Raw genomic sequence first — 20,809 nt, forward strand, 5'->3', positions numbered from 1 at the left:
TGCCACTTCGGTTTTGGTCCTTGCGTGCACCACAGCGCCCTCTCTCGGCTTCAGGTATTGCCCCTTATATCGTAGTTCGAAATCCCCCTCAACCACCGACTAGCGGGGTCTGGCGCCTACCGATAAAGGCGCAGAACTAAGTGTTCCACCACTTGCGCAGCAAATCTATCAGCTGACGAATAAGTCCCGGCGCTGTTCCCGAGGTTGGAGGGTTGTTCCCAGTCTGCCTTTCCGACGCGGCATTGGTTCGACTGACATAGCGCTCCATGTCGCGCCGATCACGCTGCCGTACCGATTCAATGGCTTTGGCATCGAATGCTCCGGCCTTGATTACCTGGTTCCGGATTATGTTGTAGTGTGACTTACAGGCGTATTTCCAGTTTCCAACAGATGGCAAAAGGGTCACCGCCTCTCCCTCTTTCCGGATTCGCCATTTCGCTGGGTTTAGCGGTGTGATAACCTTTTCACCGCAACCACAGCAGCAAAGATGGGCAGCAGTCTCGAACTCCTCACTAATATAAAGGACGCCCTCTTCTAAATTGGCTGGAAAATGTTCCACATATTCCGGGCGGATCGTGCGTATCTTCATTGATGGGTGCAATGGTTCCAGGAGCACTTATAATTGATCACGTTTGGCGAGATTTCATCCGTAAAGAACTGCAGATGCTGCTTGTATCGGATTAAGGCTAAATTTGCGTTGATCGAATTGAGCTCAGCCAATTGAATGTTGCCATAGACTGCCTCATCGGAATCATCGGCAGTCGGAAGGGAGTCAACCAGATACGCGGTGTCTGGTGTGACCAATGTTACCCGCGCCCGGCCGTGTAGCTTGAGAAGATCCGGCTTCTTGTCCACACCAATGCCTACATCAATGAACGGGATACGGGCGTTCGCCAAGTACCGTGCGATGAGACCGCGCGACGGGCCATGGTCGACCGCAATAAATACAAACTGACAATCGTGCAATTGCCCGAGGTTGGCTTCGGCCACCATCTCCGGATGACTAACAATGCCGGTTCTGAACTGGCTGAAGGTTTGCTGCAGAAGGTCCGTCTTCTTGTGCTTACCGTACACAGTTTCTATTGGCAGTGCGCCCGGCACCCGGAACGCATTATGTGGCTCGATGATATCACCATCAAACAGGTGAATCTCTGCCACCGGCGTCTTCGCCAGACCGTCGAGAATATAAGCCCCGGTTCCACCTAGCCCGACGATCGCCACCTTTTTAAGCTCAAGTTTGGCCTCGTATGCTTCGAGCCCGGCCCTCGCAGTGGCCCAGTTCGGATAGTGAAAAACCGACGCCGTGTCCCGGCGTGTAAAGCTACCCCTCCCGCGCGCACTAGCCGTGGAATCAATGGCCGAAGCGTAGCTGCCTAGTTTGCGAATGTAGTGGGTCAGCTTGTTGTAATAGCAACTGAGCATATCGCCGATTGGTTCCGGCTTATATGAAAGTTGGCAAAGTGCAGTTCGCCCCGCCACAGTCTGGGGAGTGGAATTAGCCACCATCGCACTTTCCAGCGAAACACCGTCATCCCTGTATGGAATCGACCCAGTAAAAAACACCCAGTGGTCGAGGATCGCGGGTACGCCGGCATGCTCGGCGTACGTCGAAATCATAGTCCCATAGCCAAGCGTACGGGACTGCTTGACATAAGGCACCCTGTGGACGATCAGGTGGCTGCCTTCAAGGCTGATCTCGTAACCCTCGTCAACGAGACGCTGCAAGTCGGCATTAGGAGCGGTTCGATTTGCCAGCATCAAATTTCATCCCATTCTCGAGATCCACCGATTGACCGGGCGTCAAGCTTCCCACCTTATGACCGTGCTTCCAATCCACGTCATACAAGCCAAGGTCAACGCCCGACACGTTAATGTTGGCCAACTCCAAAACTTTCTCGAAAGTGATTTGTGGGCCCGTCACCTTCTTGGGGTCCGTGTTGATGAAAATCTGAAACTCATGGGGATTCATAGTGGTCCTCGTTAGGCAGTAATTCAAAGGTCTAAACGTGCGTCATTGCACGCACAACAATGCATACAACACATCACTTCAATGCAAGTTAACTCGGCCCCCATTGCACTGGTGAACGGTGTCGGCCTCAAACCGGGCATTCCAGCTGCCCGTAGAAAGTGACGCGATGATTAGCGACTGCTGTTCGGCGTGATCTTTACTGGAGTCCAGGTACGCCCAGGCTTAGTCGTCGTGGGCAGTGACCTGTTGTCTGGCACTGTGGCGTAGTTCCGCTGCTTGCCACCGCGCGGACCAATCTCCTGGTAGATCCCGCCCTTGTTTCCGGTGCTTTCACCCGGCTTCTTCGTGGTCACCATAGGGACCTCCTTAGGTAGATTGGCGTTACTACAACGGACACTGGTTCAGCGCCAGCAGGTTGTTGTTCCAGCGGCCGTCCGCATGTGTGCGCAGATACGGTGCCTTCCCAGCGTCCCGGACCACGCCAATGTCGGCGCGCTTGCCTGTAGACGGGTCCAACACATAGAACGTGTTGGTCTTGGCATCGATGCTTTGGATTACCTGTTCGCGTGTCCACATCCAATCCGCGGCTGGATTACCCAGATGTGTGATGTGTTCGTGCGGGCTCTGTGGGTTGGGCTTACTGATACAAGTTACACGTGCGTCAGCCATAACAATCTTCCTTTCTTTCTTGCTGCTGCCAGAAGCGTCATCTACAATATGACGAATTCGTCATGCTCCTGACCGAAAGAGAGGCCCCGCGGGGCCATGACGAATCAGTCAATTTTTACTATACGCTTTCGTCATGTCGCAGTCAACACCCCCGCCCACCTCACCGTCCGCCGTCTTTCCAAGTCGATTGCGAACGGCGCGTGAGTATCGCGGCCTGAACCAGGGCGAACTAGCCCAAAAGGCCGGGATGCAGCCGTCCGCGATTTCTCACTTCGAAACTGGCACCCGAAAACCATCCTTTGATAACTTGCGCATCTTGGCTGACAGCCTTGATGTCACTACTGATTACCTTCTAGGCCGTGTTGAGGACTTCAAGGCTCTGGCTGGAGCGGATCGCCTTCATAGGCATTATGGGTCACTTCAACCATCGGACCGAAAGATGGCCGACGATCTGATAACCATGCTTGCCAAGCGCGCGCAGGAAAAAGGCAAATAATGATAAAAGCCGATCCCTATGCCTTTGCCTCTCTCGCCGCGGAACAGATCATCAAGGGCCTTGGGATCGCTGCACTTCCGGTCGACCCTAAAGCAATCGCTCGCGACTGCGGCATCGAGGTGGTCGCGAAGCCCATGGAAAATGAAGGTGTCTCAGGAATGCTTGTCCGGTATGGCAATGACTTCGCCATTGCCTATGCCACGCACCATGAGAATGAAGGCTTTGAGAACTTCAGCGTCGGTCACGAGCTAGGCCACTACTACCTGCCCGGCCACGTAGATGCCGTCATCGTTGGCGACGCCGGCTCGCATGTGTCACGCGCAGGATATTTGTCTGGAGACAAGTATGAAGCGGAGGCCGATCGCTTTGCCGCAAGCTTCCTGATGCCTCGCCATCTGTTCTTTCCGGCACTTGAGCGTGCCGGTGTCGGTCTTGCGGCTATCGAAAGACTTGCGGTGCTGTGCAAGACGTCCATCCATGCCACGGCAATTCGATATGCGCAATGCACTCGCGAGGCTGTGGCGATCATCGTTAGCCGCAGCGGCATCATTGACCACTGTTTTATGTCTGAGGCGCTAAGGAATCTTGATGGGATTGATTGGCTTAGGAAGCGGAAAGCGGTACCGCAAAATACAGCCACCTACGCGTTCAACCAGGACCCGGTCAATGTGCGACACGGGAACCGCGTCGAAGAAGGTTCAAATCTCCAACACTGGTTCGGCGGCCGACGCAGCATCGAGATCTGCGAAGACGTTGTTGGTCTTGGCCGCTATGGCAAAACACTGACAGTGCTTTACGACATCGACCTACCCTCCCCAGAAGACGAGGAGGAAGAGCGATCTCTTATCGAGTCTTGGACCCCGCGATTCAAGCGATAGTAGGCGGACGATGCAGCCTAGCGAATTTTTATCGATATAGTGGGCGGCGTTTAGCCGCCCACTATATCGATAAACGGGAAGGACGTATGCTTGGCGACTTACTACCATCGGCTATCCAATTGCAGCAAAAGGACCATCCCCGTGTCGCGCTCGGAACGGCAACAGCGCTCAACGTCAATGCGAGACTGGCCGCCAGACACACGAAGCGCGTTGCCCTTTGGCGACATCTGCCGCGGAAGGTCGTGGAATGTCGGTCGGCCCCGCGCCGCGCCTTGCCTTCTGGCCGGCCTTGGTGTTGCCCCGCGATCGGCAATAGACATACGGGGGGGCTATGTCAAAAACCGTGAGAGGGGAGCGCCTTTGTTGCTGCTGTCGTTTGCCATATGACCCGATTGTAGGAAACCGGAATTAGCCGGACTACTCCAGTTCGCCGGACTGAAAATCCGGAATTGGCCGGACTGGCTTGAAACCCCCATGACGCTGAGCCAGGACCTGACGGTCCAGTTCCCGTCGCCAATTGGCTTGTCGGAAGTGCAATGGATGGATCAAGAAATCGGCGAGGCGGCCGTCAATATGGGAAACTTCATTTCCTGTCTGCGCCATGCGTTACGCCCCCATCCAAGACCAGCACCTCGCCATCCCAGCTTGCGACCGCGTCTGGCGGGCGCAGCCTGAACGACGTTTTGACGTCGAAGACCTCATCCAAGCATGCGTTCCAGACGCCGCTACCTGTGATCCAAGTAGATAGCGTCAAGCAGGACGGCCGGTCCAGCGACAATCATTTTGGCCGGTTGGCCGGGATGATTGTCGGTGAGTGTTAGGTCATGGTTGTCGCTCCGTTATCGATGTCGCGGTGATTGTCGTTGTCGCTGGATGATTGTCGTCGGCGAGCAGACTGCTTGTCGCTTGCGGTGCGCCGACGGTAGCTTTCGACGTTCATTTCAAAGATCGTCGAATGGTGGACGAGTCGGTCAATCGCGGCGATGGTCATGCCGGGGTCAGGGAACACGTTGTCCCAGCCTGAGAACGGCTGGTTGGCCGTGATCAGCAGACTGCGCCGCTCATAGCGCTCGGCGATCAGTTCGAATAGGACACTGGTTTCGGCCTGGTCCTTGCGGGCGTACGACAGGTCGTCCAGGATGATCAGGTCAAAGCGGTCGAGCTTGGCCAGGGCTGCAGGTAACTGCAGGCTCTGCCTGGCTGCCTGCAGCTTCTGGACGATCTCGCTGGTACGCGTGAACAGTACCCTGTACCCAGCGTCGATCAGGGCATGCCCGATGGCCGATCCGAGGTGGCTCTTCCCACCGCCCGGCGGGCCGAAGATCAACACATTGGCACCTTTCTCCAGCCAGGAATCACCGCTCGCCAGTGCCATCACGTGCGCCTTGGAGACCATGGGCACAGCACTGAAGTCGAAGGCAGCCAGCGTCTTGGTTGGATCCAGGCGGGATTCGGTTCGGTGTCGTTCGATACGCCGCTTGGCCCGTTCGGCCAGTTCGTGTTCGAGCAAGGCGCCAAGCAGCCGGGTTGCCTGCCAGCTTTCCTTGTCGGCGCGCTGTGCGAACTCTGGCCAGAGCCGGCCAATGGTGGGCAGGCGCAGTTCGTTGAGCATCAACGTCAGGCGGGCGGCATCAATTGGGAGCGGCGCGTTCATGCTGCGACCCCTGGCCCAGCAGGGCGTCGTAGCAACTGGTCGCCGGCATCTGGACATGGATGACGGGGTGATCGGCTTGCCGCGGCGAGAACTCCTCGCGCAGCGCTTCCAGATCCGGCAGATCACCATCGCCCAACATGGCTTCCAGGCGCACGGCCAGCACGGCTTCGATACCGTCCATGGCCGCCAGCTCAAGCAGGCCAACCATCGTCTTGCACGCGTCGCGTTGCGACAGCCGGGCATCAAGCTGCTCCCAGGTTCGCCGATAGGCCTCCCGAGGGAACAGATCGTCCCGGAACGCCAGGCCCTTGAAGGCCTGCGGCTTACGTTTGAGCCCCTCAATGAAGTGCCGATAGTCGATAGCGCGGCGGGTGCTGTGCGCGGCGTGGGAGCCCCGAGGAGTGCTGAACACCATGGCTCCGGACAGGTAGCAGTCCAGTCGGTCGCCGTACACACGCACCTTCAGACGGTGACCAATCAGGCGGGACGGCGCGCTGTAGAGGATGCCGCGCACGGTGAATGTGCTGCAACGGGTGACACGCGCTTCCTCTTCGGCAAAGTCCGTCGTGCGCCGGGAGGCAGGTCCGTCAACTGCTCGCGCTCGAGACGGAACGCCGCTGCATGACGCCGGTTACGACGCATCACGACCTCGCGCAGGAGCGCCTCATAGGCGGCTCGATCCTCGAAGTCCCGGTGGCCGCGCAGCATCAGTGCCTGGTCGACAGCCTCCTTCAGATAGCGGTGGGATGATTCCACACTGCCGTTCTCGTGGCCCAGGCCGCGGTTGTTACGGGTGCCGGTCATCCCATAGTGGTCCAGCAGGGCTTCGTAGCGCGTTGTGAAGTCCTCCTGCTCCTTCAGGTTCTTGAACGCCGCCGAGAGGCTGTCGGTGCGATGTTCTCGCGGGCAGCCGCCGGCCTGCCAGAGCGCGTTCTGCAAGCCCGAGGACAGCGCCTCGAAGCTCTCTCCGCCTTCAACCACTTGGGCGTACTCCCAGCGCGAGAACGCGAACACGAAGTGATACAGGCGGTGAGGGAATGGAACGCCGGAGATGGTGATGCCCAGCGCCTGCATATCGGTGAAGTCCGACAGTGCCCGGATCCCCGGCGCGTGTTCCTGTGGGAAGAAGACTTCTTTGGCCGGTCCAGACACAGCCCGCCACTTGCTGATGCGCCGTTCGAGCGTGCGGCGCATGCTGTCAGGGTATTGGTCGGGATGGTCGTCCTGGAGCTTGCGCAGAATGGTGATGGCTTGCAGGCGCGGCTCGCTAGCAAGCATCGGCACGACCTCGGTGTCCCAGACCTCGACGAATGGATCGGGCCGCGAGCGCCAGTAACGGCGGGGCTTCTGCGAAGGCAGTTGGCTATCACGTTCGATACGCCGGGCACTGCGCACACTGATGCCGGCCTTGGCAGCGGCAATCTCCTGGGTATGCTGTTTGCGTTTGGACATGTAGAGGCTAACCTGTTGGTCGGTAATACGGGTTCCAGACATGGACTGACCGCTTATTGATGCGATCAGCCATCGTAGAACCCGGCCAACTCGGCGCCGCCGGTGGCGGAAACTCTCCGGCGGCTACGCCGCCTCCGAGTTCCCGCCACCGGCCAAGATGTTTGTCGCTACGCCGGACAAAATGATTGTCGCCGCCCATCCAAGCTTTGTGGCGGACGGGATTCGGGAGTGGTTTGATAGTTTCGGGGTCGGCATTCCGACGTGGCGGGTGGCGTCACAAGATGGATAAGATGGCCCGCACCGGCGCTACGACATTTTCGACCTTGACTACCTGATTGCCGTCAGCGTCGGCCAACGGCCGAGGCCGTGTGGAAGCGCTCCGAGGACGCGCTGCGCGCATCCATATATGCAACTCATGCTGGGTGCTTCCAATTTTGGCCCCTGACCGGGGTCCCTTTGATTTCTCTGCAATTTGAATGTGTAGCGACCCCTAGCATTCATGCGGCTCTCCGGACTATGCCCACCTGAAATTCCCATTAAATCAATAGGTTGCTGTTACGAGTCCAGCGCGCATGCGGGTGGCGTCGGCCAACGGCGTTCGGCGTGTGCGATCGCCGCGACCGTCGGGGCTGGCCGCGCCCTGTCGCAAGGCCTGGCAGTAGGCGAGCAGGAGCTGGCGCGTGAGGTCGGACAGCGGCCCGCGCCCCTGGCGGCTCCCACCAGCCAATCAGGCGGCGCAATTCCGCAGATTCTGGTGATGGCTACGGAGTGGGTAGCCGCTCGGCCGGCCCGTGCCAGGGCTCCAGTGGAGTAGGACCATTGGGAAATGGCGGAAAAGGACAAGTCAGCAAGTGTCTGATTTGACGGCGATTTCAACTGAGCATCGCCCGGAAACCCGTATGGGTGCTAGGGGTGGCTACCCCAGTAAATTGCGCGGAAATCAAAGGGACCCCCTCTCGGCGCACCGAAATGTGTGTAGGTCTGGCAGCACAACCACTGTCAAGAAAAAGCTCGCCGAGGTGGGTTGATAGGCCGCTTAGCGATTTGTTATGAGCCAGCCTTCGAGTTGCCCAGCCAGAGCATCGGGCCGCGTATCGGAATACGAAACGACGCCCATATCCTGCACTTCCTCAAGCAACTGGCCGGTCTTTTTCGCTATTGCCATTTCGACCGGCGTCTCCGGATCAGGCAAGACAACGAACAGCGCGGGTGGCGCCGCGTGTCGATGTGTAAGATTGTGCGCAACAAGAACGTCTTTTAGCGACTTATAGACGTGACGCTCGACAGTTTGCATACTGGAATATCGGGCTGAGAGAATATTCCCAAAACTCTTCCCATTGTCTAGTCCCACATGCAGTTTCCTTGCGCCGATGGTCAATTCACGATTTGGCACAAAGATCTTTCTCGATAACGAAGCCAGGGCTTTGCGCATCTCCATGTATGCCCAATCATCATCCATCGGCGATTCGCGTGGCGCAACATCGACCCAAAGAGCGCCAGCTTGGCGTTTGAGCAAGCTTGTGAGTTCCTTCTCGACATGATCCGTGGCAAGGTAACCGCAACTCACCATCCGCACGTGTGGCGTCCCAGTCGCTGCTTTGGAGAGACCCTCTCGGAAGCTGGCGCCAATAGCGTTTTCGATGCCTTTCACCAAATCACGAAGGTCAGTTCCGCTCAGCGCATCTCCATAAAGACTTGAAAGCTTGTTAAACGCCGGAAGCCATCGAAGGAGCGGACGCTCGTCCCCCTTGATCACCGCCGCGACGCCTATGACAAAGTCCTGCTGACTGGCCAGGTCCGGACGGAAGAAAACGGTCGCCCACTCTCCAGTAAAGACTGGCTCGCGTACGGCCGCTGTTCGCGAAAGAAGAAGTGAGAGGTCCATTAGATTAAGCGCCCGCAAGCTTGCGCAAGCGTACCATTGCTGGCGCGCGTGCTCATGTATTCAACGATCGTGTCGATCTGCTCCGAGTCCAGGAGGCCGATTAAGTCCCTACGCAGTTGGTTTGACACTTCCGGCCAGATGTCTTGCGTCTTAAGACCCTCCTGTAGCACTGATGCATACCACGACGAAAGTTGGGATGCCGTCATCTCCCTCTGTGCCGCGAGGTTGAGTTGATTTCCGGCCGTCTCGTCTGGCCAGGAGGAATGCCAATAAGGGCCTCCACCTACCGCGCCTTGGTCGATGGCAACGTACTTCATATCGTCCAAGTATAAGAAGTTGGCATCACTTCGATCGCTGTTACCTGTGGCATGGTCAACACCAGTGAGGATGTGAGCAAACTTGCTTCTAAAGAAAGCGGCAAGCTGATCCTGGTCGAAAGTGGACAGACGGCGCAAGAACCGGAACGGTTTGGCATTCTGCACCAACGTGGCAGCCCAGCACACGGCCAGACCTGTACTCCGATCTACGTAGGCTGTGACATCGGCATCGAAGACTGGCAACATCTCCCGGTTCAGCAGAATGACTCCTCCCCTCGCTGGCTGGTCGACTCCCCTTACGGCATTCGCCGTAAAGCCGATGACCTCGTTTGCCACGCCGCACGAATCGGTTGGGTAAAGCTTGATCACCGTATCTTCCGGCTCACTTGCCCCTGGCCACAGAACGCGCCCCACAAAAACAGGTTGAGCGCCTGTCGCGTGGACAGCATCGTGGTCACTGACCCAGCCCGAAAATCCACAATACGCATCTGCGTGCAAGACGCTAATCAAGGCCGCTCCCTAGAAGGTATCGGCTCGACGACATGCGGCGACCCGATCTAATGTTGCGCATCAGGCGCTCAAAGCGCTTGACGGAGTATTGTCCTTGGTCGGCAACCGTGGCGCAAGACAGACGCCCGAAAGTTACGGATAGCTATCACGTGTCGACTAGCCATCAGGGAAATCTGGCAAGCGGGCGCGCCAAGATAAGGAGAATCCGCTATCACAAGGAGACCCCTCGGTATTGACGCCGCTATCCGACCCGATAAGACTCCCCGCTCTGCCCCGCATTGACTGCCCGCCACAGCCAGTCCGGCATCTCGCCGGTCCCGTCCCAGTTCTGTCCGGCGGCGTTGCGGTACCAGACCACCGGCGGCGGCGGGGGCGGTGGTGGAGGGGGCGGCGGATCGAAGCCCCCCGCTGCTGCCAGCTCCGCCATGGTCATGTCGTAGTCATCGTTGCCGTCGCTATCCTTGCTGTCTGCCTGGTTGGCGCCGGCCCCCACCGGCGCCCTCCCGCTCGCGCGGCAGGCGTAAGTCTGCCAGCAGTTGGCGCGCTAGCGCCGCCTCGGCTTCGGCGCGCTCGGCCCCGGCGCTGCGCCGTGGCGTTCTGCAACCAAGCCCAACAAGGGCCCTAACCAAGATACGCCCCCGACTGCGTTGACAGTTCGTTGATACCCAACTCAAACGGCAGGAAAATTACTCTCCCGTCGCCGACGAAAGCAGCCAATGGCGCTCCACGCACAATCTGCCGCTATCATGCCTGTACTTCGACTCCGCAGTGTGGTACGGCACACTTGGCACGGTAATGTATGGGATCTTTTTCAATACCCTTAGTTATCAGGCAAAACGCTTCAAGAAGCAGTGGCGCCGGGAGAACACCGAGCGGAGGGCAACCAAGTACTCAAGACTGCATGGTTGCCTGGTGTATTGCGGCAACCATCTCGCTGCCTTTTCCTTCTCAGTGTTTGCGGCCGTCCTCTTTGCCGCGATTCTTTGCTTAACACTGCCCGAGTATCCCGGACTAGTCCTCGCGCACGCCAAAGCTAGCGACTCTCTTCCCTACTTCACAGCACTGTGGGGAACGCAAGCAACGCTCGCGGCATTGTCCTACCCAATAGTGTTCGCGTTCGTTGCTGTCAACCTCCAACAGCGGGCAACGGCAAAACTTGGCCTGAAGGTCTATCTTCTGGACTCCGGAGCGCTCGTCTCGGGAACCAGTTCGGTCTGCCTACTTGCCTGGATGACCTTTCAGTACTTCTTTGTTCCCTATCACGAAGCGGACTTGGTTGCCTCCTTCATGGCGGGCAACGTCGGATGGTTTCTCCTCAATGCAGTTCTAACCGGCATTTTCCTTTTCCGCACAGTCCTCTTCCTCTCTGATACCCACCGCCTAAGAGCAATCTCCAGTTACGCTGTCCATGTGGCACTGCCGCGCGAGATGGCGCTGCGCCTACCCACTCAGCTACTACTCGCAGCAAAGCAAAACGGATGGGTACCGAACACGCCAGATGATAGCGATCCGACTCAGCCCAGAATTGAGTGGTTCCGGCTAGGCGACGACGAAGCCTGCGTGGAACTGACCAGCCGCCCTGGCTTGCGGATCGTGGACATTCGCCTTCGTCTACTTGATTGGGCCATCCGCCTATGGATGAGTCGGCTGCAAGAAGCGCAGAAGATCGAAATGACGGACTGGAGCGCGCAAGATGCTATTGGTCGGCAACCATGGCTTTTGCTTCCGATATGTCCTGGCACACCAACGTCCAGCAAGACGCCTATCTGCAGCGTACGAAATGCTCCCCCGCCCGGCGTGCTAGCTCGAACCCTACTGCGGTGGTCAATAGATCTTGGGCGCCCCAAGGATCCCGGTGACGACGAAACCGTAGCAATACTTACGGAACTAGTCTCCGAGGTTGTGTCGCTACTGGAAAAGCGACACTCCGACGCAGCCATTCAACTGGTGGTCCACGTCGTGGACGTTCACGCAACGCTGCTAAATGCAAGTGTCTTCAAAAATGCTGAAGGAGAGCTCGAGCACATTGGACAGCTGCAAGACGGCAACTTCTTCCGCACCATTCATGAACGATGGGTGGACGAATATCGTAGCCTGGCAGAAGCTGCTATCGACACCATTGAAAGCGACAACCGCTTCTTTCGTAAGCGTGGCCCCAGCACCGTCTGTTCATGAAGAGCCATAGGCGGCAATCTGGTTCCCACCAGAATTTGGTGGGAACCAGAAGAAATGGAAATCAAGGCGCGGGGTCGCCGGCGAGGCTCCAAGAACTACTCGAAGGAATTCCGCACGCAGGTCGTGGCGGAAACGCTGGACCCGGCAAGCTCACTGGCAGAAGTTGCGCGCTCGCATGGCCTGAACGCGAATCTCGTGTCGAAGTGGCGGCGGGATTATGAGCGAGCTGCGACGTCAGCATCCGAGCCTTCGGAATTATTCCTGCCCGTTCAGATAGCATCGCCGCCGAGGCCGGAGCCGATTGGATCGACCGGGCTCGTCATCGAATGTCGTGGCATGCGTGTGAGTTTCGAAGGCAAGCCCGAGCCTGATGTCCTGCAGCTCGTGCTGGCGAGCTTGCTGGGAGTGGGTTCGTGATGCCGGGCCTTCCCGCTGGAACGCGGGTGTGGCTGGCTGCTGGTGTGACCGATATGCGCTCTGGCTTCAACAGCCTGGCCGCGAAGGTGCAGACCGTGCTAGAGCGGGACCCGTTCAGCGGCCACGTGTTTGTGTTCCGTGGCCGACGAGGCGATCTGGTCAAGGTGCTTTGGTGGAGCGGTGATGGCATGTGTCTGCTGATGAAACGGCTTGAACGCGGCCGCTTCGTCTGGCCTCGTGCGGATGGAGGTGTCGTCAGCCTGAGCCAGGCGCAGCTCTCAATGCTGCTGGAAGGCATCGACTGGCGACAGCCGGTGCGCACGGCGGAGCCGATCTCGGCGTTGTAAACCTGAGTGCCGGCGCGTAGACTGCTGGCATGACGACGGCGAACGCGTACCCGGACGACATCGAAGCGCTCAAAGCCCTCTTGCTGGAGCGCGATGCCCGCATCGGGCATCTGCAAGACGTGGTCGAATCGCAGAAGGCAGCGACGGCAACGGACAAGGCGGAGATCGAGCATCTCAAGTTGCTGATTGCAAAGCTGCGCCGCATGCAGTTCGGCCGTCGCTCGGAGAAGCTGGACCGCCAGATCGAACAGCTCGAACTTCGCCTAGAAGAACTCGAGGCCGACGAAGGTGCCGCACCCATCGAGATCCACAGGACGCCGCGTACGGCACCGGAACAGGTACAACGTAAGCCGTTGCCAGAACACCTGCCGCGCGAGTTCCAGACTCATTGGCCCGAATCACGTGATACCTGCACGGCATGCGGTGCGCCGATGAAGCAGCTTGGCGAGGATGTCTCCGAACAGCTCGAATATGTGCCAGCGAGCTTCCGGGTCATCCGGCATGTGCGACCCAAGCTGGCGTGTTCATGCTGCGATCACATCGCCCAGGCTGCTGCGCCGAGCCGCCCCATCGAGCGAGGCATGGCTGGCCCGGGACTGCTGGCCCACGTGCTGGTCGCGAAGTTCGCGGATCACCTGCCGCTCTACCGACAGTCGGTGATCTATGCGCGTGAAGGCGTCGAGCTGGATCGCTCGTTGCTGGCGAAGTGGGTTGGTCACAGTGCGGCGCTGCTGCAACCACTCGTCGACACACTGCGTCGACACGTCATGGCGGCGACGAAGCTCCATGCCGACGATACGCCAGTGCCGGTGCTCGCGCCAGGCAATGGCAAGACTAAAACTGGACGCTTGTGGGTGTATGTGCGTGACGACCGGACGTCGGGCGATGCTACTCCGCCGGCCGTCTGGTTTGCCTATACGCCGGACCGCAAGGGCATCCACCCGCAGCAGCATCTTGAATCGTTCAACGGGACGTTGCAGGCCGATGCCTACGGCGGCTACCAGGCGATCTACGAAACGGGACGGGTTGCCGAAGCAGCGTGCTGGGCCCATGCCCGGCGGCAGTTCTACGAATTGTATGCAGCTCGCCCCAATTCCTTGAATACCGAGGCCCTGGAACGCATCGGCGCGCTCTACAAGATCGAAGAGCAGATCCGGGGCAAACCACCCGATGTGCGCCAGGCGTATCGACAGGCGCAAGCGCGTCCACTACTCGATCAACTCCACGCGTGGCTGAGAGCCACGTTGGAGACGCTCTCGCGCAAATCTGACACGAGTCGAGCGATCCTGTACGGGGTAGTCGTCCTTTTCGTGCAAAATCTTACGGTTTCCTCCAGATTTTCCTTGTGAATCAATGGGTTGAAAATCCGCCGATTTCGCAAGAGCCATCCTTTTTGTGCAAAACCTTACGCATTCAAGCTGCCGGACCAGCCACGCCGAGCTGTGTCCGATAGTCGGCCAGCAACTGCTGCTGGGCGTCGAGCCGTCCGGTGACCTTGGCCAACTCGCCGGCCAGGCGCTCGCGCGCGGCACGCTCGGCGGTTAGCTCGTCCGCTTGCTGCTGGACCGCGGAGCGCAGGGCATCGCGTTCGGCTTCCGCACGGGCTTGATCGACGCGAGCTTGGTTCAGCCCGGCATGTGCCTGTTCCGCCTGCGTCTCCAGGCCGCGGCTGCGTTTGGCCGAGGCGGCAATCTCCGCGACCAGCCGTGCGCCGTCCTTGTTCAGTTGCGTGATCTCCCCCTGCTTGACGATCAGCGCCTGATTGGCTTGCCGGGTTTCTGCCTGCAGTTGTTGGACCTGCTGCTCGTGCCGGCGTGCCTCCTGATCGCGCTGCTCTTTGCTGGCGTTGCGGAAGTGTTCCAGTGCTTGGTGTGCGTGCTGCAGCTTCTCCTCCAGCGAGCGCCGGAAGCCTTCGTGTTCGGCCAGCCGTTCGGTGAGATCCTGGACCTGCTGCGCCAGCCGTTCGGCCTCCAGGGCCCGCTGCTGCAGCGCCGTCTGCGTGTCGCTGTGCGCGGCCCGCACTTCGGCAACGGTGGCATGCGCCTGCGCCAGTTCGGCGCGAAGTGCGACGAGATCAGCGGACAGCTTGTCGGCTTCCGCTCGGACCTGCTGCCGCTGTGCGGTGGCGGCCGCGACCTGCTGGTCGACCACTGCCTGCGCTTCTTCGTGCAGCCGTGCCGCCAGCCTGCCTACCAGATCCAGGATGGCATCGGAGGTCGAGCCGGCCCGCTGGAGCGCCCCGCCTTCCTCTTCTTCCAGTTCCTTGAGATAGCGGTGAATCGTCGTTTTCGAGCCGGTATTGCCCAGCGCGATACGTATTGCATCGATCGACGGATGCTGCCCCTGGGCCATCAACGAATCGCGGGCGCGTTTGACATCCAGACGGCTTAGACCGGCACGGGCCATGGTGCTCCTATAATTTGATACCGTATTACGTACTATGTATATACATACCAAATGGAGCCGTCAAGCAAGCGGATTCTCGTCGATTTTTGACAGGTGATAATGGCAGATTATCACGTGTGAGGCCCTGGCGAGAGGCTCTCCAACCGGCCCGCTAGTACGAAATGGCTCACAGCCTCTGGGCAACCTTCCGCGGTCTCGACCGGCCCGGGCGTTGTTGCACCTGGGCAACTCTTGACGAATGCCCCTTACCGGCAAGATCGTGCGCCCGCACACCTGCTCGCGATCTACGGCGCCATACGGACCCGATCACGGAGAAGTTCAGGCAGCTGGGCGGCGCAGAGCGCCCTGCAGCTCCTCACGAATAGCCCCGGACGTGGAGCGATTCGAGGTGGCGAAACGCACAAGAGGATTCCGAAATGGTCATGGAGGCCAGACAAGCGCGACAATACGCATCCGCACCATCGCTATTTGCTCCCCTTGGCCATGCACGACGTCGACCGATACCTGGAAGCCGCCACCCGCGACAACACGCGGCGAAGCTACCAGGCAGCCATTCGTCATTTCGAGGTCGAATGGGGTGGTTTTCTGCGGCTAGCGCCGACAGCATCGCGCGTTACCTGGCCGAGCACGCGCAGACGCTATCTATCAACACCCTGCGTCAGCGCCTGGCTGCAATCGCACAATGGCACGTCTCGCAAGGCTTCCCAGATCCGAACCGGGCGCCACACGTGCGGAAGGTGCTCAAGGGCATCCAGGCATTGCACCCCGCACAAGAGCGGCGCGCCAAGCCGCTGCAGCTCGCTCAGTTCGAGCAACTGGTGGTGTGGCTCGACGCCCAAATTGCTGCGGCCTCGATGACAGGCAATGACCACCACCTCCAGGTCCTGGCGCGCAACAAGGCCCTGGTGCTGATTGGCTTCTGGCGGGGCTTCCGGTCGGACGAATTGAGCCGGCTGCAGATCGAGCACATCACCGTCGAGCCCGGCCGGGGCATGACGATCTTCCTGCCGCACACCAAGACGGACCGCAACCACGCCGGCACGACGCACAAGGCGCCTGCCTTGTCGCGCCTCTGCCCGGTGGCTGCCTATGTGGCTTGGTTGGCCGCGTCAGGCTTGGCAGCGGGCCCTGTGTTTCGGCGGATCGATCGCTGGGGACGGATCGCCGAAGCGGGGCTGCAAGCCAGCAGCGTCGTGCCCTTGCTGCGCAAGCTGTTCCAGGATGCGGGGCTGCTGCAGGCGGACCGCTACAGCAGCCACTCGCTGCGGCGCGGCTTTGCCACCTGGGCAAACGCGAACCAGTGGGACCTCAAGATGCTGATGGAATACGTCGGCTGGAAGGATGTCCGCTCGGCCATGCGCTACATCGACGCGGCAGACCCATTCGCGCAGCACCGTATCGAAGCAGCGCTGGCACCGCCACCAGCCACCCTACCGTCGGCGCCGCCGCCCGAGCGACGTCCCACGGTTCCGCCCAAGCCCGTGCCTGAAACGCGGTTGACGGTTGACCTATACATCGAGCGCAACAGCAAATTCGTGCGCGGCAAGTCGAAGGCGCGCCGCTGGATCGAGCAGTTCTGCCTGTCCCAGTACCAGATGCGCGTCTTCGAGCAGCGCCGCCCCCGCTATGAAATCGTCATGCCGTTCACCGCAGGGCCGGAGCTGGAGAAAGCCATCGAGGTGCTGCTCGCGGACATGCACGAAAACGCGGACCTCTGCAATTGCTTCATTGAGGTGACGTTGCACGATCCGCTGACCGATACTCACTGGAGCTGATCAGTCTGGCTCCGGAGGGTCCGTTCTTCTTGCTACACCGCACGCCGCTGCGGTGCCACCTCAAGCAGGCTGTCTTGATACAGGTGGATCGGAAAGCTCATGATGCCCCGGAAATTCACATGCGCGAAATGTGCGGGCCCCATGCGGCGCAGCCAGTCATCTTCAATCCGTTGCCCCTTGCGGCGCCAAGCATCGGCCGTCGTTTGCATGCGCTGGGTGTTCCAGGCAATCACCAGATTCGTCAGCAGCGTCAGCGATCCGGAAATCGCGATCATTTCGTCCTGACGGCGCCCGCGATCATGGTGTACCTTGCTCGAGTAAATGGCACGCTGGAGCTGGTGCACCGACTCCCCCCGGTTGAGCAGCGTGCGCAGCTCCCGACGAAACTCGATGTTGCTGAAAAAATCGCACAAGAAGAGTGTGCGCAGCATCTTGCCCAGATGATCAGCTGCCCGATGAATAGGGTCGCCTTGGGCGGCGCTGCCGAACCGCTGCAGCGCGACGATTGCACTCACCCGGCCCGAGTGGATGGAGGCGATTAGGCGCAGCAAGCCATCCCAGCCGTCGCGGATTGCCTTGAGCGAGATCTCGGGCGAGACGGCGGCCGACAGTCCATCCGTTACCTGCAGACCGCGCGGCAAATACAGCTTGCGCTCCGACAGATTGCGCAGCCATGGGCATAGATCAAAGCCGAGCAATTTGGACACCGCCATCCCAACGCTCGTGTATCCATGGGTATCGACCGCGAGCCGGAGCAGCCCGCCGTCGCTGCGGGTCTCATTGTGGCGCATGACCCCTTCAATGGCCACGCCGGCCTGGCGTTCGTTGAGCACCATGGGCTGGTTATAGACGATTCCGTGCTGGTCCAGCACGTGCGTATAGATCCCGACGGCATGAGTGCGACGTCGAGGATCGGCGCGGGCATAGAACAAGTGTCGCGAGGTGTCCAGGCTCATCGAATCGCTGGACGCCTGTTGACCGGTCCCCATAACTCGGTGATCGGGTGCGTGCGCTGGAATTCCACTACCCGTTCGTTCGCTCGGCGCAGCCGCCCGGGCATCTCAAGCGCGCGCATCGCGGTGGAGACGTGCGCCGGATCGAGCTTCGGAATCATGGCGGCGACACCCTTGGCGTCGAGCTCGGTGCCATGGGCGAGCAGCGCGGCGTAGAGCGTGATCAGTTCGTGCGCGTCCCCGTTGCGTGCCAGCAGCACTTCGCTGAAATTGGTACGGGCATCCATCTCGAGGATCATGTCGGCAAACTGCGCGCTGCCGATGTCCTTGAAGAGCAGATCACGGGTGCGCGTGGGGATGCCATCGCTTTCCGCCGCTTCGAGCGGCGACAGATGCAGCACGCCGTTCGTGTCGATCGTGACGTGGCCTGCCGCACGGGCCTCGTCCAGTGCCGCGAGGCCTGCCTTCAGGTGATCCATGAGGGGATTGAGGTAGGTGTCCGCCTGGTTCGGCAAGTCAAGCGTGGACAGATACCGGTCGCGCTCAGAATCCCACTGAGCGGGCGGGATCAGCAGTTGATCGCGTTCCCGAAACGACAGGCTATGGCTGATCCACACGGTGCCGCGGCGCAGCCCCTTACGCAGGCCCGTGATCGCGCAGGCTTCCATCGCGCGCAACGCGCGCTTACGGTCTTCGCCGTCGACCAGGTCACGCCAGCTCGCGCCCACCGACACATTGCAATCGGGCGGCAATTCCGTCGCGCCTTGGTCGTGCAGACTACCGATGAACTCAAGCTGCCGCAGGGCCGGATCGGTGCTGTTGCTGGCAAATTCCAACTCCCGCAAGGAAGTCACGAGGTTGCGGATACGGTGGTGGTCTTCCGTGAGCGTTTCGCGCACGCTGGCGGCGTGGCTTGCCGGCGGTTTGGCCGATAGGCCTTCAAGCAGCTTGCCGATGTCGGCCAGCCGTTCTTCGGCCGAGCGGCGGGTATCGTCAACCAGGGCCTTGATCTCGACCATTTGCTGCCGGTATTCGCTCGCCGAGCGCGCTTGCTTCGTCGTGGTCTTGTTGTAGGCCTGCCGAACTAGGTCGGAGACGCGCCGTCCGGTTTGGTAGAGCATCGCGTCCGTCAGCTCCAGCAAGGTCACACGCAGGAAAAACACCAGCTCAATCGTACGCGTGGAGGTCTTCAGTTCGCGGACTTTGGCGGGACGGCGAGCCTGGATACGCTGGCCACAGGCGCGCTGCTTCTCGATCGGAATGGCATCAAACGCCCAAGTATGCGCGCCGAGGCTCTTCAGGAAGCGGATCTTGGCCAGCGTCTCATTCATGGTTGAGGGGCTGTGCCGTGCTGGCGGGTCTTGAGCCATTCCAGCACGGTCGTTCCCGCTGTTGCATGTTGGGCGAACACGGCAGCTTCGGCTCCTGCTATCTGCGCCAGGGGGACGACCGCCTCAATCGACAGCAGCAAATCTCGCTCGATGCCCGCCCAAATTGAGCGAGCCAGGCTCAGCAGCGCTCGTGTCGAAGGAATCAGAATCCGTCGCTCATACAGCCAGTAGTGGGCGTGCTGGATCAACTCCTCAAGGGAAAGCGATTCGGCGGCATCTTGCCGCATCCAAGCTCCGAGGCCTCTCCAGTGATCGTCATCGATTCGTGTCAAGCCGAGGTATTGGCAGGCCCAGACCTGGTGTTCATACAGCGTCGGATATCGCTGATAGATGGTGCGCAGCGAGGCGATCGTCGGAGTTGGTAACCCCAGCTTTTCGCCCACGTAGCGCAAGAGCTGACGGGGGAGTGTGTTCAGTTGGTCAAGGGTACGGCCACTTGCCCGCAGAAATGCCAGCTGGATGGCGGCTCCGGCACGGCCGGCACGCCGAAATTTCTGGTTGATTGCGGCAACGTCGCTGTCGGTCAGCGCGAAATAGTACTCGACATCGAATTCCGACAATCGAGAAGGCAAACTGTCTTTTCCCACATAGCGAAATTCCAAGCCCGGCATCTTCCGCCCCCATCCAGGTGACACGATCCGAAATCGCGGGCGGACATGGTACTCCCGAAGTCACTTGAGGGCAGCAGGCAGCTGTCTGCTTTGCCCGGAGCGCCTTATAAAGAAAGGCTTTGCGGGGAAACCGTAAGATTTTGCACAAAAAGGACGACTACCCCCGTTGAGAATCAGGCCACCGACCGCGCGCACCGTCTCGGGCAAGACAAGCCCGTGTTCGTCTACAAACTGATCACCGCGGGCAGCGTCGAAGAGAAAATCGTCGCGATGCAGGAACACAAGGCAGCGCTTGCCGAGGCCATCCTGTCGGAAGCTGGCGCCGGCGCCGCCAAGTTCTCCGCCGAAGACATCGAGGCGCTGTTCGAACCGATCCCGGCTGCACCCACCGTCGTCGCGTTAGCCGCGAAGCCACGGGTTCGTACCAAAGCGGGAACATAATCTGGCCTTGCTGCGACGCATTGTCGGCATCTGACCACCCCAAACCCCATGGCAAAGCCAGGCGTCAACCAACACGAACAGCGAATCTCGATGGAGATTGTGGTCGACGCGTACACCGAAGAAGAATGCGCGATGGCGTGGTACTGCCATCTTGAGGACAGCCTAAGCTTTCCCTTCGAAGCGCGGGTACATCAGGCCATGGCCGCGTCCCCGCTACGTGCTGGCGAGCGAGTCTCCGTCATCGTCCTCGCTCATGACCAGCTGTGCCGCGTTGCCATCTTCGTGCGCGCACAGCACAACCGGCGTGAACTCGTCGTGCCCCTTGCCCAGCTCGTTCCGGTCCGAGCCGACCAAAGTACTCGACTTGCTGTCTCCGACTGGCACTACTGGTGCGACCAAGGTTACAGCTTCTGAGTCCCACACCGTCGCCGACTGCGTCCTCCGACTGAGTCACCACGAACAA

17 protein-coding genes and 5 pseudogenes are annotated in these 20,809 nt (G+C 59.8%); 10 read left to right on the forward strand and 12 right to left on the reverse strand.

Going from position 1 to position 20,809, the window contains the following annotated elements; translation table 11 throughout:
- Positions 1-136: 136 nt before the first annotated feature.
- The 5 genes from CBM2586_RS29620 to CBM2586_RS29635 form a co-directional block, all read right to left on the reverse strand.
- The gene (locus tag CBM2586_RS29620) at positions 137-589 is read right to left on the reverse strand and encodes a DUF6527 family protein (protein WP_012354486.1); all 453 of its coding nucleotides are present in this window, start codon (positions 587-589) and stop codon (positions 137-139) included.
- Complete coding sequence (locus tag CBM2586_RS29625; RefSeq protein ID WP_115691553.1) at positions 586-1,758, reverse strand: ThiF family adenylyltransferase; 1,173 nt, start codon at positions 1,756-1,758, stop codon at positions 586-588. The genes CBM2586_RS29620 and CBM2586_RS29625 overlap by 4 nt, the downstream gene beginning before the upstream one ends.
- Positions 1,733-1,969: a multiubiquitin domain-containing protein gene (locus tag CBM2586_RS29630; protein ID WP_012354488.1), complete on the reverse strand. Its 237-nt coding sequence runs from the start codon at positions 1,967-1,969 to the stop codon at positions 1,733-1,735. The genes CBM2586_RS29625 and CBM2586_RS29630 overlap by 26 nt, the downstream gene beginning before the upstream one ends.
- Positions 1,970-2,139: 170 nt before the next feature.
- The gene (locus CBM2586_RS32270) at positions 2,140-2,325 is read right to left on the reverse strand and encodes a hypothetical protein (RefSeq protein ID WP_012354489.1); all 186 of its coding nucleotides are present in this window, start codon (positions 2,323-2,325) and stop codon (positions 2,140-2,142) included.
- Between the two features lie 28 nt (positions 2,326-2,353).
- Positions 2,354-2,638 (reverse strand): DUF3892 domain-containing protein, encoded by a 285-nt coding sequence (locus tag CBM2586_RS29635; protein ID WP_025586725.1) that lies wholly within the window; start codon positions 2,636-2,638, stop codon positions 2,354-2,356.
- Positions 2,639-2,771: 133 nt separating this feature from the next.
- On the opposite strand from CBM2586_RS29635, the gene CBM2586_RS29640 reads away from it, so the two are divergent.
- The 3 genes from CBM2586_RS29640 (at position 2,772) to CBM2586_RS29650 (ending at position 4,687) form a co-directional block, all read left to right on the forward strand.
- Positions 2,772-3,134, forward strand: coding sequence for a helix-turn-helix domain-containing protein (locus CBM2586_RS29640; protein ID WP_012354491.1), 363 nt, complete (start codon positions 2,772-2,774; stop codon positions 3,132-3,134).
- Positions 3,134-4,012, forward strand: coding sequence for an ImmA/IrrE family metallo-endopeptidase (locus tag CBM2586_RS29645; protein ID WP_012354492.1), 879 nt, complete (start codon positions 3,134-3,136; stop codon positions 4,010-4,012). Before CBM2586_RS29640 ends, CBM2586_RS29645 begins: the two co-directional genes overlap by 1 nt.
- A 474-nt stretch (positions 4,013-4,486) precedes the next feature.
- Positions 4,487-4,687 carry a hypothetical protein gene (locus CBM2586_RS29650; protein WP_155892727.1) on the forward strand — a complete coding sequence of 67 codons (201 nt, stop codon included), beginning with the start codon at positions 4,487-4,489 and terminating at the stop codon, positions 4,685-4,687.
- Positions 4,688-4,829: 142 nt separating this feature from the next.
- Here the strand turns inward: CBM2586_RS29650 and istB are convergent, their stop codons facing one another.
- From istB to CBM2586_RS32275, 5 genes and pseudogenes are all read right to left on the reverse strand, one after another.
- The gene (istB, locus tag CBM2586_RS29655) at positions 4,830-5,666 is read right to left on the reverse strand and encodes an IS21-like element helper ATPase IstB (protein ID WP_012354406.1); all 837 of its coding nucleotides are present in this window, start codon (positions 5,664-5,666) and stop codon (positions 4,830-4,832) included.
- Positions 5,644-7,160: pseudogene (gene istA, locus CBM2586_RS29660) on the reverse strand (IS21 family transposase). The gene istB and the pseudogene istA overlap by 23 nt, the downstream one beginning before the upstream one ends.
- A gap of 994 nt (positions 7,161-8,154) precedes the next feature.
- Positions 8,155-9,003, reverse strand: a complete 849-nt coding sequence (locus CBM2586_RS29665) for a hypothetical protein (RefSeq protein ID WP_012354496.1) — start codon at positions 9,001-9,003, stop codon at positions 8,155-8,157.
- Positions 9,003-9,689 carry a hypothetical protein gene (locus CBM2586_RS29670; protein ID WP_018003851.1) on the reverse strand — a complete coding sequence of 229 codons (687 nt, stop codon included), beginning with the start codon at positions 9,687-9,689 and terminating at the stop codon, positions 9,003-9,005. Before CBM2586_RS29670 ends, CBM2586_RS29665 begins: the two co-directional genes overlap by 1 nt.
- A gap of 382 nt (positions 9,690-10,071) precedes the next feature.
- The gene (locus tag CBM2586_RS32275) at positions 10,072-10,263 is read right to left on the reverse strand and encodes a hypothetical protein (RefSeq protein WP_012354498.1); all 192 of its coding nucleotides are present in this window, start codon (positions 10,261-10,263) and stop codon (positions 10,072-10,074) included.
- A 335-nt stretch (positions 10,264-10,598) separates the two neighbouring features.
- Between CBM2586_RS32275 and CBM2586_RS29675 the strand changes: the two genes are divergently transcribed.
- From CBM2586_RS29675 to tnpC, 4 genes and pseudogenes are all read left to right on the forward strand, one after another.
- Positions 10,599-12,005 carry a hypothetical protein gene (locus CBM2586_RS29675; RefSeq protein ID WP_012354500.1) on the forward strand — a complete coding sequence of 469 codons (1,407 nt, stop codon included), beginning with the start codon at positions 10,599-10,601 and terminating at the stop codon, positions 12,003-12,005.
- A 54-nt stretch (positions 12,006-12,059) separates the two neighbouring features.
- Entirely contained in the window at positions 12,060-12,422 is a 363-nt protein-coding gene (tnpA, locus tag CBM2586_RS29680) for an IS66-like element accessory protein TnpA (protein ID WP_012354501.1), read from the forward strand.
- Positions 12,422-12,769 carry an IS66 family insertion sequence element accessory protein TnpB gene (gene tnpB / locus CBM2586_RS29685; RefSeq protein ID WP_012354502.1) on the forward strand — a complete coding sequence of 116 codons (348 nt, stop codon included), beginning with the start codon at positions 12,422-12,424 and terminating at the stop codon, positions 12,767-12,769. Before tnpA ends, tnpB begins: the two co-directional genes overlap by 1 nt.
- 29 nt (positions 12,770-12,798) lie before the next feature.
- Positions 12,799-14,067, forward strand: a pseudogene (gene tnpC / locus CBM2586_RS29690) (IS66 family transposase); the annotation flags it as partial.
- Between the two features lie 115 nt (positions 14,068-14,182).
- On the opposite strand, the gene CBM2586_RS29695 reads toward tnpC, so the two are convergent.
- Positions 14,183-15,175, reverse strand: a complete 993-nt coding sequence (locus tag CBM2586_RS29695) for a DNA-binding protein (RefSeq protein ID WP_012354504.1) — start codon at positions 15,173-15,175, stop codon at positions 14,183-14,185.
- Between the two features lie 483 nt (positions 15,176-15,658).
- Between CBM2586_RS29695 and CBM2586_RS29700 the strand changes: the two are divergent.
- Positions 15,659-16,950 (forward strand): annotated as a pseudogene (locus CBM2586_RS29700) (site-specific integrase).
- Between the two features lie 32 nt (positions 16,951-16,982).
- On the opposite strand, the pseudogene CBM2586_RS32585 reads toward CBM2586_RS29700, so the two are convergent.
- Positions 16,983-19,905, reverse strand: a pseudogene (locus CBM2586_RS32585) (Tn3 family transposase).
- Between the two features lie 168 nt (positions 19,906-20,073).
- On the opposite strand from CBM2586_RS32585, the pseudogene CBM2586_RS29710 reads away from it, so the two are divergent.
- Together CBM2586_RS29710 and CBM2586_RS29715 are read left to right on the forward strand one after the other, a co-directional pair.
- Positions 20,074-20,346 (forward strand): annotated as a pseudogene (locus CBM2586_RS29710) (hypothetical protein); the annotation flags it as partial.
- Between the two features lie 48 nt (positions 20,347-20,394).
- On the forward strand, positions 20,395-20,760 hold the full coding sequence (locus tag CBM2586_RS29715; protein ID WP_012354507.1) for a calcium-binding protein: 366 nt from the start codon (positions 20,395-20,397) through the stop codon (positions 20,758-20,760).
- Positions 20,761-20,809 lie beyond the last annotated feature (49 nt).

The organism is Cupriavidus taiwanensis (genome assembly GCF_900250115.1).
Lineage (GTDB): Bacteria > Pseudomonadota > Gammaproteobacteria > Burkholderiales > Burkholderiaceae > Cupriavidus > Cupriavidus taiwanensis_B.

What these genes read in the sequence shown, in the direction of transcription:
- tnpA (WP_012354501.1), top strand. Translation starts at nt 12,060, where the DNA reads ATGGAAATCAAGGCGCGGGGTCGCCGGCGAGGCTCCAAGAACTACTCG.
- istB (WP_012354406.1), bottom strand. Translation starts at nt 5,666, where the DNA reads ATGAACGCGCCGCTCCCAATTGATGCCGCCCGCCTGACGTTGATGCTC.
- CBM2586_RS29650 (WP_155892727.1), top strand. Translation starts at nt 4,487, where the DNA reads ATGACGCTGAGCCAGGACCTGACGGTCCAGTTCCCGTCGCCAATTGGC.
- CBM2586_RS29630 (WP_012354488.1), bottom strand. Translation starts at nt 1,969, where the DNA reads ATGAATCCCCATGAGTTTCAGATTTTCATCAACACGGACCCCAAGAAG.
- CBM2586_RS29645 (WP_012354492.1), top strand. Translation starts at nt 3,134, where the DNA reads ATGATAAAAGCCGATCCCTATGCCTTTGCCTCTCTCGCCGCGGAACAG.
- CBM2586_RS32275 (WP_012354498.1), bottom strand. Translation starts at nt 10,263, where the DNA reads ATGACCATGGCGGAGCTGGCAGCAGCGGGGGGCTTCGATCCGCCGCCC.
- CBM2586_RS29620 (WP_012354486.1), bottom strand. Translation starts at nt 589, where the DNA reads ATGAAGATACGCACGATCCGCCCGGAATATGTGGAACATTTTCCAGCC.
- tnpB (WP_012354502.1), top strand. Translation starts at nt 12,422, where the DNA reads ATGCCGGGCCTTCCCGCTGGAACGCGGGTGTGGCTGGCTGCTGGTGTG.
- CBM2586_RS29635 (WP_025586725.1), bottom strand. Translation starts at nt 2,638, where the DNA reads ATGGCTGACGCACGTGTAACTTGTATCAGTAAGCCCAACCCACAGAGC.
- CBM2586_RS29695 (WP_012354504.1), bottom strand. Translation starts at nt 15,175, where the DNA reads ATGGCCCGTGCCGGTCTAAGCCGTCTGGATGTCAAACGCGCCCGCGAT.
- CBM2586_RS29625 (WP_115691553.1), bottom strand. Translation starts at nt 1,758, where the DNA reads ATGCTGGCAAATCGAACCGCTCCTAATGCCGACTTGCAGCGTCTCGTT.
- CBM2586_RS29715 (WP_012354507.1), top strand. Translation starts at nt 20,395, where the DNA reads ATGGCAAAGCCAGGCGTCAACCAACACGAACAGCGAATCTCGATGGAG.
- CBM2586_RS29640 (WP_012354491.1), top strand. Translation starts at nt 2,772, where the DNA reads ATGTCGCAGTCAACACCCCCGCCCACCTCACCGTCCGCCGTCTTTCCA.
- CBM2586_RS32270 (WP_012354489.1), bottom strand. Translation starts at nt 2,325, where the DNA reads ATGGTGACCACGAAGAAGCCGGGTGAAAGCACCGGAAACAAGGGCGGG.
- CBM2586_RS29665 (WP_012354496.1), bottom strand. Translation starts at nt 9,003, where the DNA reads ATGGACCTCTCACTTCTTCTTTCGCGAACAGCGGCCGTACGCGAGCCA.